At 64.4% G+C, this 14,452-nt stretch carries 18 protein-coding genes; 12 read left to right on the top strand and 6 right to left on the bottom strand.

The window, feature by feature from the left end; translation table 11 throughout:
- Positions 1-70 precede the first annotated feature (70 nt).
- Positions 71-979, top strand: a complete 909-nt coding sequence (locus ABIC76_RS09460; protein ID WP_354533793.1) for an amino acid ABC transporter substrate-binding protein — start codon at positions 71-73, stop codon at positions 977-979.
- A gap of 288 nt (positions 980-1,267) precedes the next feature.
- On the opposite strand, the gene ABIC76_RS09455 is transcribed toward ABIC76_RS09460, so the two are convergent.
- Positions 1,268-2,998, bottom strand: coding sequence for a GMC family oxidoreductase (locus tag ABIC76_RS09455; RefSeq protein WP_354533792.1), 1,731 nt, complete (start codon positions 2,996-2,998; stop codon positions 1,268-1,270).
- 353 nt (positions 2,999-3,351) lie between these two features.
- On the opposite strand from ABIC76_RS09455, the gene ABIC76_RS09450 reads away from it, so the two are divergent.
- Positions 3,352-4,776, top strand: a complete 1,425-nt coding sequence (locus tag ABIC76_RS09450) for a coniferyl aldehyde dehydrogenase (protein ID WP_354533791.1) — start codon at positions 3,352-3,354, stop codon at positions 4,774-4,776.
- Positions 4,777-4,834: 58 nt separating this feature from the next.
- On the top strand, positions 4,835-5,722 hold the full coding sequence (locus tag ABIC76_RS09445; protein WP_354533790.1) for a LysR family transcriptional regulator: 888 nt from the start codon (positions 4,835-4,837) through the stop codon (positions 5,720-5,722).
- Between the two features lie 60 nt (positions 5,723-5,782).
- Here the strand turns inward: ABIC76_RS09445 and ABIC76_RS09440 are convergent, their stop codons facing one another.
- Positions 5,783-6,067 (bottom strand): hypothetical protein, encoded by a 285-nt coding sequence (locus ABIC76_RS09440; protein WP_102064116.1) that lies wholly within the window; start codon positions 6,065-6,067, stop codon positions 5,783-5,785.
- A gap of 474 nt (positions 6,068-6,541) precedes the next feature.
- Between ABIC76_RS09440 and ABIC76_RS25575 the strand changes: the two genes are divergently transcribed.
- The 4 genes from ABIC76_RS25575 to ABIC76_RS09420 all read left to right on the top strand — a co-directional run bounded on the left by ABIC76_RS25575 (position 6,542) and on the right by ABIC76_RS09420 (position 8,185).
- Positions 6,542-6,739: a hypothetical protein gene (locus ABIC76_RS25575; protein WP_257878091.1), complete on the top strand. Its 198-nt coding sequence runs from the start codon at positions 6,542-6,544 to the stop codon at positions 6,737-6,739.
- Between the two features lie 183 nt (positions 6,740-6,922).
- Entirely contained in the window at positions 6,923-7,228 is a 306-nt protein-coding gene (locus tag ABIC76_RS09430) for a hypothetical protein (protein WP_102064115.1), read from the top strand.
- A 27-nt stretch (positions 7,229-7,255) separates the two neighbouring features.
- Entirely contained in the window at positions 7,256-7,561 is a 306-nt protein-coding gene (locus ABIC76_RS09425; protein WP_354533789.1) for a hypothetical protein, read from the top strand.
- A 24-nt stretch (positions 7,562-7,585) separates the two neighbouring features.
- A complete protein-coding gene (locus ABIC76_RS09420; protein WP_102064114.1) occupies positions 7,586-8,185 on the top strand; it encodes a hypothetical protein in 600 nt (199 codons plus the stop codon).
- Positions 8,186-8,249: 64 nt separating this feature from the next.
- On the opposite strand, the gene ABIC76_RS09415 is transcribed toward ABIC76_RS09420, so the two are convergent.
- From ABIC76_RS09415 to ABIC76_RS09405, 3 genes are all read right to left on the bottom strand, one after another.
- Positions 8,250-8,468, bottom strand: a complete 219-nt coding sequence (locus ABIC76_RS09415; protein ID WP_354533788.1) for a hypothetical protein — start codon at positions 8,466-8,468, stop codon at positions 8,250-8,252.
- Positions 8,469-8,577: 109 nt separating this feature from the next.
- Positions 8,578-9,021 (bottom strand): acyl-CoA thioesterase, encoded by a 444-nt coding sequence (locus tag ABIC76_RS09410; RefSeq protein ID WP_102064113.1) that lies wholly within the window; start codon positions 9,019-9,021, stop codon positions 8,578-8,580.
- Between the two features lie 111 nt (positions 9,022-9,132).
- Positions 9,133-9,255, bottom strand: coding sequence for a hypothetical protein (locus tag ABIC76_RS09405; RefSeq protein ID WP_354533787.1), 123 nt, complete (start codon positions 9,253-9,255; stop codon positions 9,133-9,135).
- A gap of 184 nt (positions 9,256-9,439) precedes the next feature.
- On the opposite strand from ABIC76_RS09405, the gene ABIC76_RS09400 reads away from it, so the two are divergent.
- Positions 9,440-9,874, top strand: a complete 435-nt coding sequence (locus ABIC76_RS09400; RefSeq protein ID WP_354533786.1) for a universal stress protein — start codon at positions 9,440-9,442, stop codon at positions 9,872-9,874.
- Between the two features lie 42 nt (positions 9,875-9,916).
- Here ABIC76_RS09400 and ABIC76_RS09395 read toward each other — a convergent pair whose 3' ends face one another.
- Positions 9,917-10,714, bottom strand: a complete 798-nt coding sequence (locus ABIC76_RS09395; RefSeq protein WP_354533785.1) for an IclR family transcriptional regulator — start codon at positions 10,712-10,714, stop codon at positions 9,917-9,919.
- A 195-nt stretch (positions 10,715-10,909) separates the two neighbouring features.
- Between ABIC76_RS09395 and ABIC76_RS09390 the strand changes: the two genes are divergently transcribed.
- Genes ABIC76_RS09390 through ABIC76_RS09375 form a run of 4 tightly spaced genes read left to right on the top strand, consistent with a single transcriptional unit; the run spans position 10,910 to position 14,437 of the window.
- Entirely contained in the window at positions 10,910-11,674 is a 765-nt protein-coding gene (locus ABIC76_RS09390; RefSeq protein ID WP_354533784.1) for an ABC transporter substrate-binding protein, read from the top strand.
- A 20-nt stretch (positions 11,675-11,694) separates the two neighbouring features.
- Positions 11,695-12,366, top strand: coding sequence for an ectoine/hydroxyectoine ABC transporter permease subunit EhuD (ehuD, locus tag ABIC76_RS09385; RefSeq protein WP_102064109.1), 672 nt, complete (start codon positions 11,695-11,697; stop codon positions 12,364-12,366).
- 2 nt (positions 12,367-12,368) lie between these two features.
- Positions 12,369-13,130 carry an amino acid ABC transporter ATP-binding protein gene (locus tag ABIC76_RS09380; protein ID WP_354534208.1) on the top strand — a complete coding sequence of 254 codons (762 nt, stop codon included), beginning with the start codon at positions 12,369-12,371 and terminating at the stop codon, positions 13,128-13,130.
- Positions 13,127-14,437 (top strand): NAD(P)/FAD-dependent oxidoreductase, encoded by a 1,311-nt coding sequence (locus tag ABIC76_RS09375; protein WP_354533783.1) that lies wholly within the window; start codon positions 13,127-13,129, stop codon positions 14,435-14,437. The genes ABIC76_RS09380 and ABIC76_RS09375 overlap by 4 nt, the downstream gene beginning before the upstream one ends.
- The last annotated feature ends 15 nt before the right edge of the window (positions 14,438-14,452 follow it).

Raw genomic sequence — 14,452 nt, 5'->3', positions numbered from 1 at the left:
TGCGCCGACAGGGCAACGGTGCAGCCAGTCGTGCCACTAGAGCCCTAACCCTCTCCCAGGACCTTTGACGATGTCGTTCCCCGCGCGCACGTGGCTGCTGGCCGCGCTTGCCGTTCCCGCCGCTGTTTCCGCCACCTTCTTCTCATCCGACGTTGCTGCCGCCACCCCGACGCTCGATCGCATCCGCGACTCCGGCACGGTGCATGTGGGGTATCGGGAAGACTCCATTCCGTTTTCGTATCTCGATGGCACCAAGCCGGTCGGCTACGCCATCGACATCTGCTCGCGGCTGATCGACTCGCTGCGCACGTCGCTCAAGCGCCCCGACTTGAAGGTGCAGTACGTGCCCGTCACGGCCGCCAACCGCCTGGACGTGATCGCCACGGGCAAGGCCGACCTGGAATGCGGCTCGACGAACAACTCGCCGGAGCGCCGGCAGAAGGTGGCCTTTACGATTCCGCACTACATCACCAAGGGCCGCATGCTGGTGAAGACCAGCTCGCCGATCCAGCAATGGGAAGACCTGAACGGCAAGACGGTGGTGGCCGCACGCGGCTCGACCAATGCCGACCTCGCACGCAAGCTCAACGAAACGGGCATGACGATGCAGGTGGTGGATGCCAACGACCTGCGCAGCGCGTTTGCGATGCTGGCCGATGGCCGCGCCAGCGCGTTTGCCGGCGACGACATCCTGCTCTCGGGCATGCGCGCCACGGCCAAGAACCCGGCTGACTATCGCCTCGCGGGCAAGACGCAGCTGGTGTCGTCGTACGCGATCATGCTGAGCAAGCAGGACCCGGAGTTCAAGAAGCTGATCGACCAGTCGATGACGCGGCTGATTGTCGACGGCGAGGTGCCGAAGCTGTACAAGAAGTGGTTCCAGCAGCCGATTCCGCCGAATGGGGTGAATCTGGATGTGCCGATGAGTTATTTGTTGCGGGATTCGTTTAATACGCCTACGGATAGTGCTGGGAACTGAGGCTGGATGTTTGGGCGTTTGTGGTGCACCCCTTGTTTCATCCCCTGCCGGGGCTGACTCACTTTCTTTGTCTTGCCAAAGAAAGTAAGCAAAGAAAGGCGCGCCCGAGATGGCGACTTCCCCTTGAATTTATGTCGCAGAGAGGGGAAGGGAAAAACTCGCTTCGCTCAGACAGTTTCCCTTCCTTTTTCCTCTCTGCAACAGAAATTCAAGGCGCCATCTAGGGCTCCAACGGCCACTCCGTTGGTGTGCGGAGGGCGGCGCTGCGGTTCGTCGCCCTGGTCGTTTTTAGTGCACCTCAGCGGGCGCGACTTGCGCCGGGATGCTGCCCACCACATTCAGTGTCGGGCGGCCGCCTTGGCGCATGAGGTCTGCGGCGCGCTCGGCGATCATGATGATCGGGGCGTTGGTGTTGCCGCCGATGAGCGTCGGCATGACGGAGCCGTCGATCACACGCAGGCCTGTCAGGCCGCGCACGCGCAGTTCGGGGTCGACCACGGCCATGCCATCGTCTGCGCTGCCCATCTTGCAGGTGCCGACGGGGTGGTAGATGGTGTCGGCGTGCTGGCGGATGAGGGCGCGCACGGCTTCGTCGTCGGAGCCGTCGCCGCGGATGTTTCCGGAATACAGCTCGCGCCCGCCCAGGTCGGCCAGTGGGCGCTGCGCGAAGATGCTCTTCACGGCGCGGAAGCCGGCGAGCATGCCGGCCATGTCGTCGGGGTCGGAGAGGAACTTCGGGTCGATCAGCGGGGCGTCGCGCGTGTCGGCGGAGGCCAGGCGCACTTCGCCGCGGCTCTTCGGGCGCAGCACGCACACGTGGCACGAATAGCCGTGGCCGTAGTTGAAGGTGCGGTTGTGGTTGTCGGCCATGGCGACCACGAAGTGCAGTTGCAGATCGGGATCGGTCAGATCGGGCCGGCTCTTGATGAAGCCGCCGGCTTCGGCAAAGTTGGTCGCCAGCATGCCGCGACGCTCGCGCCGGTAGCGCAGGATCTGGCCCAGCATATGCGCGCTGCCGCGTGCGGAATACCCGATCAGATCCAGGTTGAAGACTTTCTTGTGCAGGATGATGTCGAGGTGATCCTGCAGGTTCTGACCGACGCCGGGCAGGTCGTGCACAACGGGAATGCCGAGCGAGCGCAGATGCTCCGCGGGGCCCACACCCGAGGCCATGAGCAATTGCGGCGAACCAAACGCGCCCGATGAGACGATCACCTCGCGGCGCGCGCGCAGCGTTTCAGTGCGGCCTGCACGCTCCACCACCACGCCTGCCGCACGCTTGCCTTCAAAAACGATGCGCAGGGCCTGCGTGTCGGGCAGCACCGTCAACTGGCGACGATTGCGGCTGAAGGTGGCGTCGGCCTTGTCGCCGCCGTGCAGATAGGCGCGCGCGGCGTTCCAGCGCTCCCCGTTGTATTGCGTGACCTGGTACGGGCCGACGCCTTCCTGGTCGGGGCCGTTGAAATCGTTGTTGCGCCGGTAGCCTGCGGCCACGCCGGCCTCGACAAAGCGTTGTGCGATGGGGTTGCCGGTGCGCAGGTCGCTCACGTGCAGCGGGCCGGTGCCGCCGTGCAGCGCGTCGTCATCGCGGCCGGCAAAACGCTCGTTGCCTTCGGAGCGCTTGAAGTAGGGCAGCACGTCGTTCCAGCTCCAACCGGTGCAGCCGAGCGCCGCCCAGTGGTTGTAGTCGCTGGGCGTGCCGCGGATGTAGATCATCGCGTTGAGCGACGAACTGCCACCCAGCCCGCGCCCGCGCGGCTGATAACCCTGGCGGCCGCCCAGCCCCGCTTGCGGCACGGTCTGAAACCCATAGTTGCGCTTGTTCTTGAACGGCAGCGACGCCGCGCAACCGGCCGGCACCCACACGGACAGGTGATGGTCGTGCGGGCCCGCTTCCAGCAGCGCGACCGTCACGTCCGGGTCTTCGGTCAACCGGCTGGCGAGCGCGCAACCGGCCGAACCGGCGCCAACGATGACGTAATCGAAGGTGAGAGCCGAGGTGGGCAAATCGGTGGCCATGGATGTCTCCGGATGGGTTTTTTATTGGGCGAGCGACGCCGCCGGCTGTTTGCCGGTCACGAATTCACATCCTAGGCGCCATGGGTTGTTTCAAACGACCGGGCTTACCCGCATTAGAGGCATCGTTCGATGTCATGCAGCAAACCGGTGCGCTGCGGCTCCCAAACTCTTGTCGGAGTGAAGCGGCCGGGATGACGCGGCGCAGCAATTCCGCGCGGGCACACGGTTGCGAGGGCCGGCCTAAGCCTGGCATGCGGCACACGGCCGGACCGTATCAGCCCGTCGCAAGAGCGCGTGGCGACCATACTGCTTTGCAATTGCACCGATCCGCCGACCCTTGCCAGGAGCACCCCATGCAACCTGCCGATCTGCCCGCCCCACACATGTTGCACATGCAGCAGACCTTCGAGGCCATGCGCGCGGCCCACCAGGCCGACATGCTGCCCGCCTGGCCCGTGCGCCGCGACCGCCTGATGCGTCTCAAGCGCCTCGTCATGGACAACCGCGAGGCCATCGCCCAGGCCGTCAGCGCAGACTTCGGCAACCGCTCGCGGCAGGAAACCGAGTTGCTGGAGATCTTCCCGAGCGTGGACGGCATCAAGCACGCGCTGTCGCACGGCAAGCGCTGGATGCGCGTGCAGCGACGCGGCGTGAGTCTGTGGTTCCGGCCGGCCAGCACGCGGCTGATTCCGCAGCCGCTGGGCGTGGCGGGCATCGTCGTGCCGTGGAACTACCCGATCTATCTGACCATCGGGCCGTTGGTCTCCGCGCTGGCGGCGGGCAACCGGGCGATGGTCAAGCTCTCGGAATACACGCCGCGCTTTTCCGCCCTGTTTGCCGACCTGGTCGAGCGCAGCTTTGCCGCCGACGAAGTACGCGTCATCAATGGCGATGCCGCCGTCGCCGAGGCCTTCTCGCGGCTGCCGTTCGACCACCTGCTGTTCACCGGCTCCACCAACGTCGGCCATCACGTCATGCGGGCGGCCGCCGATAACCTCACCCCCGTCACGTTGGAATTGGGCGGCAAATCGCCCACGCTGATCGGGCCGGATGCGGACTTCGACCGCGCGGTGGAACGCACGCTAGTGGGCAAGCTGCTCAACGCCGGCCAGACCTGCGTGGCGCCCGACTACGTGCTGCTGCCCGCCGGCACCGAACAGCGCTTCATCGATGCGGCGCGCAAGCTGGTCGGCAAGATGTACCCCGACATGGCGCGCAACCGCGATTACACGACGCTCATCAGCCCGCGCCACTTCCAGCGCATGGCCAGCCTGGCCGACGAGGCCCGCGAGCAGGGCGCGCAGGTGCTGCCGCTTGCCAACGCCGCGCCCGACGACGCCACGCGCCTGTTCCCGCCCGCGCTCATCACCGGCGGCACCGACGACATGCGCGTTATGCAGGAAGAGATCTTCGGTCCGCTGCTGCCGCTGGTGCCGTATCGCACGCTGGACGAGGCGATCGACTACATCAACGCGCGACCGCGCCCGCTGGCGCTGTACGTGTTCGAGCGCAGCAACAGCACCATCGACCGCGTAATGAGCAGCACCATCGCCGGAGGCGTCTGCATCAACGAAACCCTGCTGCACGTGGCGCAGGACGACCTGCCCTTTGGCGGCGTGGGTGCCAGCGGCATGGGCGCGTACCACGGCATCCACGGGTTCGAGCGGTTCTCGAAGATGAAGCCGGTGTTCAAGCAGGCCCGGCTGAACGGGCTGGGCCTGTTCCGCGCGCCGTATGGCAAGACGTTCGAGACGATGATGAAGCTGCTCGTGCGCTGACAAGTCATTAGCAGCGATGAGGTTTTTGCACCAATGCATTAGCTTCTAGAATGCAGCGATGGCCAAGAACCTCGACATCACCCTCGTCCGCACCTTCATTGCCGTGGCGGAAAACGCCAGCATGACGGTGGCGGCCAACGCGTTGCACCTCACGCAGGGCGCCATCAGCCAGCAGATCAAGCGGCTCGAAGACGCCTTCGAATGCCGCCTGTTCGAGCGCGACGGCCGGCGGCTGGAACTCACCCGCGCCGGTGAACGGTTCCTCGGTCGCGCCAAACGCCTGCTCGCCCTCAACGACGAAATCTGGGCCGACATGGCGGCGCGCCCGCTGCAGGGGCCGGTGCGCCTGGGCGTGCCTTACGACCTGGTCGGTACCGTCTTCCCGCCGATCTTCAAGGCGTTTACCGAGGCGTGGCCCTCGGTGGAATTGACCATCGTCTGCGGCACCTCACCCGAGCTGGCGGAGGGCATAGCGCGCGGCGAGCTGGACGTCGCCGTGGTCGAAGCGCCGGTGGACGAAGCCACGGGCGAATGCCTCTGCGTGGAGCGTCTGGTGTGGGTCGGCCCGCGCGGCGGCAACGTGCATGCGAAGCGCCCGCTGCCGCTGTCGATGGTGGATGAAAGCTGCGCCTTCCGCGCCCGCGTGCTCAAGGCGCTGGGCGAGCACGGCATCGAATGGCGCACGGTGTTCGAGAGCGGCAACATCGAAGCGACCACCGCCACGGTGCGCACCGGACTGGCCGTCACGGCATGGCTGACGCCGACGGTGCCGGCGGATCTCGACATCCTCGGGCCCGAGGCCGGCCTGCCGGAACTGCCGATGTTTGCGATCAGCTTGCTGCTGCCGGTGCAGGGCGCGAGCCAGGCAACACAAGCGCTGGCGCAATGTATTCGAGACGGATTTTCTACGCGGCAAAGCGCGCTGGAGCGCAAGCGCGCGGCTTGAGCTGAGATCGGCTGCCTATCTGGCATCCCCGGCCCGCCCCGGGGAAACGTCCATCTGTTGTTATGCGGCGGTGACCTGCCGTCGCTCGATGGCGGCCAAGACCTCCCACGTGCGCGGGTCTACGTCGCTCCCCCCGAGCGACATCGACAGATACGCGTCGATGGCATCGATAAAGCCTTTCACGAAGGCCGGTGGATACGCATGTTCCGAGAAGTACGTGAGCTGCTCGCGCAGCCTGCCCGGCCGGCATTGACCGGCTTCGTGCATGACGCTGCGCGTGCGGCACAGAAACGCGCGCGCCGAGACTGCACCGTCAAGGTAGAGGCGGTTCTTGGTCAGCGACATGCGGCACCTCCCGGTTGCGTGGGAAGCCTGCAGCGCCAAGGCGGCGGAGAAGGGTAAGACGCGGGGCGATGCCCGCTGAGTGCGGTAGCCATGTGGCCTCCGGGGATAGGTTGATGGAGGCTCGCCGCTCGCTGCTAAACGAGGGTGGCGGGCCTGACGACGGCGTTAGCAGACCGGCCCTATCCCAGCTACCGGCAGACCCGAAGGTCTCACCGCCCGGCCCGCCATGAAACACATAGGCGTGCACAAGCACCGGACACAAAAATGCCGCGCGGAGGCGGCTGTCCGTCTGGGAAAAAGGGGTGGGCTGCTAAACCCAGTCACCGTTGGTGCGGTGACGGTGGGGATTATAGGTGCCGAAGTTGAACTGTGGCGGCCCAAAGCGTCCAGTCGAGGCCGATTCCTATAGTGACCGTCTACAGCAGCGGCTAAGTTCATGTCCGATTTCTGCTCGGCTGGCCTATGGAGATTGGAATGACTAAAACGCGATTCAAGAGCGACGCATCTGAGGCTATTTACAGCACAGCATCCGATTTGCATCGCGCCGGTCTCATCAATACAAAAACCCTGCGTGAATACCACGAGCTGTGTGTCGTGCCCGTACAGCAGCCAATTTACAAACCAGATGATTCGTCGCCGCTGGACTATGAAGCCCCCACTGAGGGCGATTGATTTTGCAAACCCAGCCTCGGAGAATGTGTGCGGTTTTCGCCAGCATTTCAACCGTTCAAACCTCTTCCACTCGATCGCATACGCATGAAGCGACCTATTTCCCTAACTGTCGTTAGCTGGCTTCTGCTCTTCAGCGCAGTGGCCTCCCTAATCTCTACGGTGAATTCACTGCGTAGCTGGCAAATGCTGGAATCGCTGGGTGTCCATGCAGAAGCGAACTGGACGTTGATCGGTCTCGGGGTGCTGACAAATCTGCTCGCAATCGCGTCGGGCGTCGGCATCCTGAAAGGACAAGGATGGGGTCGCAAGGTATGCCTTGGTTTTCTGCTGCTGAGTGTGTTGGTGTCACTGGTGTCGTTCTTCTATATCCAAGCGATTGGCGTGCTGGTCGCGCGACTGGCTGTCTTTGCAGCCCTCGCATTCATCCTGCAACGGGCATCAGCCCGCGCTTATTTTCGGCAGGGCAGCAATACCACCGCCACCGCGTAAGCGTTCTCACTGGCACCCCCAACGACCTTGCATACACATACCTTCACTCACCCAATCCTCCCGGAGCGCAAGCTCAGAACCGGCTTCCATTGGTCGGCGCTGGTGTTTGGCACGCTCTGGGCTTTCTCGGAAGGCTTGATCGCGCAAGGGGGGCGACTAGCCGGCGTCGACGCTATTGCCGCACTCCTGGTGACGCTGGACCGAAATGCAACACCGGAAGTGACCGTAGCTGCCACAGGCCTGTTCTTCGTCAAGAACGTCTACTGCGGTATTCGCGCCAGTGATTGGCTTGAGGACGCATTGCGCCAAGCCGGATACCGGCGCATCACCTAAAGTCCAGCCCACCGACGCGGCACGATGTTGAAGACCATTTGGACAATGTTGCCCCGCAAGCGGGTTACGACAACGGCCGAAGCACCGGAGAACAACCATGTTCGGCACGTGGCCGCGGCCTTCCATAACCGTGAGGAATTCCAGCGACGGGCTACGGCGGCCGCATTGGTACTTGGCAGCAATACGATCGACACGCTCGTCGGTCTATTGCGCAGTGAAGATACGCCACCTGACGCACTAGCACCTCAATTCGCTGGGCTTGGTGCTTGGCTAACCGCACGTCAGTTCGCCATCTTCGAGGTCTTCTACCACTTCGGTGCGCCTGCCGTTCCTACCTTGCTGAGTTTTATCCGCGGGGAGTACGACTGGACGCAGGGCAACGCCATCGAAATACTGTGCAGGCTATATGCAAAGGGCGTAGCACCGGCATCAGCGTTTGAATTGCTGAAGGAAACCATTCCGTCGATGCGCGAGGAGTCGTTGATTTATGCCGCAGGCCCGCTGCACATGCTCCGGCAGCAAGACACAACGCTCAGTGACGTTCTGGAAGAGCTTTTGGAAATACCCGAGTTCTCCGACGCGTACCAATACACGGTGACGGGCACGTGGCCATCGGCTGAGTAGCACCAAAAAACAAAAACCCCGCCAACCGGCGGGGTCCCCTAAATCCTTTTGAGCCTGCGAGCAATCAAGCCTGCGGCGCAGCCCCATCTTCGGGAGCGGCCTCGCCTTCGGCCTTGGCTTCGTCCTTCTTCTCGATCATCTCTTCCAGCGCGCCCGCGCCCTTGAAACCGGCAACGGCGGCGACGGCCTTGGTCAGCAGGCCGGCATCCGGATCGACTTTCTCGGCGGCTTCAACGGCGGCGACGGCGCCGGCGATCTTGCCCACTTCATCCAACAGTCCCATGGTCACCTCCGCGTGATTGAACGGGAGAACCATCTTGCTCCGGGCAAGGGGCGCAAGTGCAAGCAAAGTTAAAAATTTTTCGAAGGCGTTCGTTTGCGTACGCCGGGCATCACTCCGCTTCGGCGCCGGCAGGGGTGGCGGTGAGCGCGGCCAGGCGCTGGCGGGCGCTGTCGCTAATGGGGCTCGATTGGCGCGTCGCAACGTCGATCTGCACGATCACCGATTGCGATGTCGCGGCGCATTGGCCGTTCTGGAAGATGGCTTGCTCGAGCTTGACCGAACTGCGCCCGACGCTCGCCACGCGCGTGCCGATCTGCACCGAACCCGGCCAGAGAATTTCGTTGCGGAAGTCGAGCACGAGCTGTGCGATGACGAACTCGCAGCCGGGCGCGGCCAGCGGGTTGTCGGGCGAAAACAGCATCTCGACGCGGCCTGTCTCCAGGTACGTGGCGAAGACGGCGTTGTTGATGTGGCCCTGGCGGTCGGTGTCGCCGTAGCGGAGCTTGTCGGTCGAATGCAGGGGGTAATCGGAAAGGGAGGGCGTGGTCGTCATGTGGGGCGCGGCGTCTGGGTCAACTTGCGCATTCTGCCTGCCTTCCTGTGCAAGTGCTGACAGTGCGACCGCACCATGGCCTTTCCGTTGACTCGTATCAACGCGCCGTTTTCAGCAGCGCTTACGTTGGAAGCAGACGGCGTTGTTGATGTGGCCCTGGCGGTCGGTGTCGCCGTAGCGGAGCTTGTCGGTCGAATGCAGGGGGTAATCGGAAAGGGAGGGCGTGGTCGTCATGTGGGGCGCGGCGTCTGGGTCAACTTGCGCATTCTGCCTGCCTTCCTGTGCAAGTGCTGACAGTGCGACCGCACCATGGCCTTTCCGTTGACTCGTATCAACGCGCCGTTTTCAGCAGCGCTTACGTTGGAAGCAGATACCGGCCGCACACAAGGTGCGGCCGCAGACATGGCAAGGAGGCCACATGAAAACCCTGGTACTGGCGACGGACGGATCGACCTATTCCGATGCGGCAGCGCGGTGCATTGCCGACAAGACCCTCTTCGGCAGCGACGTGACGGTGCACGTTGTGCACTGCATGCCGGACCTGTCCGGCGACATCAAGTCGCTCGTCGGCAAGGCTGAGGTTGACGCGTGGTACGCGGAGGAAAGCACCGGCGCCATGGCTTCGGTCTGCGCGATCCTGGGTGCGGCGGGCGTGCCGTTCGAACGGCATGCGCTGGTGGGCTTTCCGCCTGACCGCATCGTGCACCACGCGCAAAGTGCGGGGGCGGCGGCCATTGTCATGGGCTCGCATGGGCGTGGCGTGTTCGTCGAAGCGCTGATGGGCTCGGTGGCGGGCCGGGTGCTTGCCCATGCCGAATGCCCGGTGGTGCTGGTGAAGGAGCCCAAGGCTTGATGGTGGCGGGGCGGCTGCAGCGAATCTCCGCTGCGCGCAGCGCTACCCCAGCGCCCGCACCGACGTGCTGATCGCCCGCGCGCATTGCAGCAGCGCGGGGCCGAGCTTCGCTTCCATCTCTTCCGCCGTCCATCGGCCGGTGGGCGCAACAAGGTGGATGGCGCCCAGCGGCCGCCCATTGCTGCTGACGACCGGCGCGGCAATCGTCATGTCGCCGAGGAACAGTTCTTCGCAGTTGGTGGCGTAGCCGCGCTGGCGCGCCTGGCGCAGCATTTCCATGATGTCGGCCACATCGGTGCGCGTATGCATGGTGTGCGCCACGCGCTGCGACGCCTCCACGATGGCTTGCGCTTCGGGCATCGGCAACGCGCTCAGGTAGGCGCGGCCCGACGCGGTGCAATACATCGGGATGCGGCTGCCGATGGGCATGTGCACCGGCACGAAATGCGCGCTCACAAAACGCGCGACATACACCATCTCGTTCTGATCGGGCTCGGTCAGGCACGAGGTTTCGGTGGTCATCTTGGTCAGTTCGGCCAGGAACGGATTCGCCACGTCGATGAGCGTATCGGCGGCCAGGTAGTTGAAGCCGATCTTCATCACCGCCGGGGTGAGCTGGTAGCGGCGCGTCTGCGGATGCTTGCGCAGGTAGCCGAGCTGCTCGAGCGTGTAGACCATGCGCTGTGCCGAGCTTTTGTTGATGCCGGCCGCGGCGGCCACGTCGGCAATCGTCATGGTGCGGCGCTGCGCGTTGAAGGCGCCCAGCACGGCCAGCCCTTTCTCCAGCGACTGGTTGAACAGCAGGTCGGGGGCGTCGGCGGGTTCAGCGGCGTCGGTCATGACAAGTGGCGGCTCGGTGGCAAATCAACGGACAAAGAATCGCATATCGATTCGTATACGTCGATTAGTGGTTTTCCATAGTTATTTATCGATTCGATACGTTCGAATATTGGCACAAGCATTGCATTGCGTTGAGCCAGTCCCCGTGCATTGCGCGTTCGGGGTGCATCTTTTTCCGTTGCCTGGAGGATTGCCATGTCTGTTGTCACCACCTTCCGTCGCGCTGCACTGACGTTGTGCATGCTCGGCACCGCATCGCTTGCCTGCGCGCAGGGTGCGCCGGCCACCTACAACGTGGGCGCCACGGCCACGGGCGTGCCGTTCACGTTTCTGGACGTGAAGACGAATTCCATCCAGGGGATGATGGTCGACACCGTGACGGCCGTGGGCAAGGCCGGGGGCTTCAACGTGAACGTGCAGCAGACGGTGTTCTCGGCGCTGATTCCGTCGCTCACGTCCAACAAGATCGACATCATCTCGGCGGCGATGCTCAAGACGCCGGCGCGCGCGCAGGTGGTGGATTTCTCCGACCCGGTCTACTCGTACGGCGAAGGCCTGATCGTCAAGGCTGACGACGCCAAGAACTACGCCACGCTCGATGACCTGAAAGGCGAGGTCGTTGGCGCGCAGGTCGGCACGGTGTTCCTCGACATGCTCAACAAGAAGGGCATCTTCAAGGAAGTGCGCAGCTACGACTCGGTGGCCGACATGACGCGCGACCTGGCGCTGGGCCGTATCAAGGCCGGCCTGGGCGACCAGCCGATCATCGCGTACCAGATCCGCCAGAACGCCTTCCAGGGCGTAAAGCTGGCTGCCGGCTACAAACCCGCCAACGTGGGTGATGTATGCCTGGTGGTGCGCAAGGGCGATACCGAAACGCTCAACCGCCTCAACAAGGCCATCGCCAAGATCAAGGCCGACGGCACGCTGGATGCCATCGTGAAGAAGTGGGGCATCTGATTCCCGACGGGTGATGCGCCATGAGTGTTGCAACGTTTCTTGAGAACGCGCAGGACTTCCTGCCGATCCTGCTGAAGGGGGCGGTGGTCACGGTAGAGGTGACCGTGCTGTCGTTCCTGCTCAGCAGCGTGATCGGGCTGGGGCTCGCGCTGATGCGCCTGTCGCCCATCAAGGCCGTGTCTGCGGCCGGGGCGACGATCGTCAACATCATTCGGGGGCTGCCGATCATCGTGCAGCTCTTCTACATCTACTTCGTGCTGCCGGACATCGGCATTCAGCTCACCGCGTTTCAGGCGGGCGTGATCGGGCTGGGCATTGCGTATTCGGCGTATCAGGCCGAGAACTTCCGCGCCGGCATCGAAGCGGTCGACCCCGGCCAGCGTGAAGCGGCGCAGGCCATGGGCATGCGCGGCACGCTCATCATGCGGCGCGTGATCCTGCCGCAGGCGTTTCGCATTGCGCTGCCGCCGTACGGCAACACGCTGGTGATGATGCTCAAGGATTCGTCGCTGGTGTCCACCATCACGGTGGCGGAAATGACGCGTGCGGGGCAGCTCATCGCCTCGTCCACGTTCCAGAACATGACGGTCTACACGCTGGTCGCGCTGCTCTATCTGGTGATGAGCCTGCCGCTGGTGTTCGGCCTGCGCAAGCTCGAACACCGCATGGGCGCAGGGAGGGCCAAACGATGAGCATGATCGAGATCCGCGATCTGCAGAAACACTTTGGCGACCATCAAGTGCTGCGCGGCGTGAGCCTGCACGTGAACAAGGGCGAGGTTGTCTGCCTGATCGGCCCGTCGGGCTCGGGCAAATCGACGGTCCTGCGCTGCATCAACGGGCTGGAGCCGTACGACGGCGGCGAGATCCGCGCCTTTGGCGAACGCGTCGATCAACACAGCAAAACGATCCACACGCTGCGCAGCCGCATGGGCATGGTGTTCCAGCGCTTCAACCTGTTCCCGCATCGCAGCGTGCTCGAAAACGTGATGGAAGGCCCCGTCTACGTGAAGGGCGAGCGCCCCGAAGCTGCGCGAACGAAAGCAATGGCGCTGCTGGAGAAAGTGGGCCTGGCCGCCAAGGCAGAGGCGTATCCGGCGCAGCTTTCCGGCGGCCAGCAGCAGCGCGTGGCGATCGCCCGCGCGCTGGCGATGGAACCCGAGGCGATGCTGTTTGACGAGCCCACGTCTGCGCTCGACCCCGAACTCGTCGGCGATGTGCTGGAAGTGATGCGCGCGCTCGCCCGCGAGGGCATGACGATGATCGTCGTCACGCACGAGATGGGTTTTGCGCGTGAGGTGGCAGACCGCGTGTGCTTCCTGCACAGCGGCACCATCGTCGAAGAAGGCCCAGCCGCGCAGGTCCTGGGCGCCCCGCGCCAGCCGCGCACGCAGGACTTTTTGCGCCGCGTGCTGCACAAGCCCGCCGATGCCCCCGCCGGAGACCTCGCGCCATGACGCAGCCGCAACTCGACATGGCTGCAGGCGGCGAGCCGCTGCCGCCCTCGCTATGGGCAGCGACGGCGCCTGCTGCACCGCCTACACCGCCGTTGATGGAATCGATCACCACCGATGTGCTCGTCATCGGTGGCGGATACACGGGACTGTCCACCGCATTGCATCTGGCCGAACGTGGCACGCAGGTCACCGTGCTCGAAGCCAACGATCCGGGCTGGGGCGCTTCCGGGCGCAACGGCGGACAGGTCAACCCGACGCTCAAGCACGACCCCGATGAACTGGTGAGCCTGCTGGGCGCCGCCCGTGCCGAACCGTTGATCGACACGGTTTCGCGCTCCGCCGACCTGGTGTTCGACCTGATCGACCGGCACCGCATCGACTGCCAGCCCGTGCGTGCCGGGTGGCTGCAGCTTTCGTATTCGGACAAGGCCGTGCCGGCGTTACATGCGCGCGCACGGCAGTGGGAAAAGCGCGGCGTGCCGGTGGAAATGCTGGACCGCGCCGCCGTCGCGCAACGTGTCGGCACCGAGGCGTTTGCCGGCGCATGGCTCGACGGCCGCGCGGGCGCCATCCAACCGATGGCCTATGCACGCGGCCTGGTGCGTGCCGCGCAGAATGCCGGTGCCGCGGTGCATGGCCGCACCGCGGTCACCGCACTCGAGCGGCAAGGCACGCAGTGGATTGCCACGACCAGCACGGGTGCAACGGTGCGGGCACAGCGCGTGGTGATCGCCACGAACGGCTACACCGGTCCGCTCTGGCCGGGGCTGGCGCAGACGGTGCTTTCGGCCAACAGCTTCATCGTCGCCACCAAGCCGCTCAAGACGGCTGAAGCCGAGCGCATTCTGGCGCGCGGCGAAACGGCTTCCACATCGCAACGGCTGCTGCTGTATTTCCGCAAAGACGCAGCCGGGCGCCTGCTGATGGGTGGACGCGGCTTCTTTTCCGAGCCGCGCGACGCGCAGGATTTTGCACACCTCGAACGCTCACTGGAGCTGCTCTTTCCACAACTCGGCCCGCTGGAATACGAATACCGCTGGGCCGGCCGCATCGCCATCACACGAGATTTCATGCCGCATATTCACGAGCCGGCGCCAGGCATCACGATGGCGCTGGGCTGCAATGGGCGCGGCATCGCGTTGTGCACCAGCCTCGGCCAGCAGATTGCCGCACGGCTGGCGGGCAGTGGCGAGGCGTTTCCGTACCCCGTATCGCCCATCACGCCGATTCCGCTGCATGGCCTGCAGCGCTTCTACATTGCGGCGGGCGTAGCGTGGTACAGCCTGCTCGACAAGCTGGGCGGCTGAGCGCGCTGTCACAGC

It is taken from the genome of Ralstonia sp. 1138 (assembly GCF_040544795.1).
Taxonomy (GTDB): Bacteria; Pseudomonadota; Gammaproteobacteria; order Burkholderiales; family Burkholderiaceae; genus Ralstonia; species Ralstonia flatus.
This window is presented reverse-complemented; position numbering and strand designations above follow the sequence as displayed.

Coding starts and splice junctions, on each gene's coding strand:
- ABIC76_RS09460 (WP_354533793.1), top strand. CDS start 71: ATGTCGTTCCCCGCGCGCACGTGGCTGCTGGCCGCGCTTGCCGTTCCC.
- ABIC76_RS09455 (WP_354533792.1), bottom strand. CDS start 2,998: ATGGCCACCGATTTGCCCACCTCGGCTCTCACCTTCGATTACGTCATC.
- ABIC76_RS09450 (WP_354533791.1), top strand. CDS start 3,352: ATGCAACCTGCCGATCTGCCCGCCCCACACATGTTGCACATGCAGCAG.
- ABIC76_RS09445 (WP_354533790.1), top strand. CDS start 4,835: ATGGCCAAGAACCTCGACATCACCCTCGTCCGCACCTTCATTGCCGTG.
- ABIC76_RS09440 (WP_102064116.1), bottom strand. CDS start 6,067: ATGTCGCTGACCAAGAACCGCCTCTACCTTGACGGTGCAGTCTCGGCG.
- ABIC76_RS25575 (WP_257878091.1), top strand. CDS start 6,542: ATGACTAAAACGCGATTCAAGAGCGACGCATCTGAGGCTATTTACAGC.
- ABIC76_RS09430 (WP_102064115.1), top strand. CDS start 6,923: ATGCTGGAATCGCTGGGTGTCCATGCAGAAGCGAACTGGACGTTGATC.
- ABIC76_RS09420 (WP_102064114.1), top strand. CDS start 7,586: ATGTTGAAGACCATTTGGACAATGTTGCCCCGCAAGCGGGTTACGACA.
- ABIC76_RS09415 (WP_354533788.1), bottom strand. CDS start 8,468: ATGGGACTGTTGGATGAAGTGGGCAAGATCGCCGGCGCCGTCGCCGCC.
- ABIC76_RS09410 (WP_102064113.1), bottom strand. CDS start 9,021: ATGACGACCACGCCCTCCCTTTCCGATTACCCCCTGCATTCGACCGAC.
- ABIC76_RS09405 (WP_354533787.1), bottom strand. CDS start 9,255: ATGACGACCACGCCCTCCCTTTCCGATTACCCCCTGCATTCGACCGAC.
- ABIC76_RS09400 (WP_354533786.1), top strand. CDS start 9,440: ATGAAAACCCTGGTACTGGCGACGGACGGATCGACCTATTCCGATGCG.
- ABIC76_RS09395 (WP_354533785.1), bottom strand. CDS start 10,714: ATGACCGACGCCGCTGAACCCGCCGACGCCCCCGACCTGCTGTTCAAC.
- ABIC76_RS09390 (WP_354533784.1), top strand. CDS start 10,910: ATGTCTGTTGTCACCACCTTCCGTCGCGCTGCACTGACGTTGTGCATG.
- ehuD (WP_102064109.1), top strand. CDS start 11,695: ATGAGTGTTGCAACGTTTCTTGAGAACGCGCAGGACTTCCTGCCGATC.
- ABIC76_RS09380 (WP_354534208.1), top strand. CDS start 12,369: ATGATCGAGATCCGCGATCTGCAGAAACACTTTGGCGACCATCAAGTG.
- ABIC76_RS09375 (WP_354533783.1), top strand. CDS start 13,127: ATGACGCAGCCGCAACTCGACATGGCTGCAGGCGGCGAGCCGCTGCCG.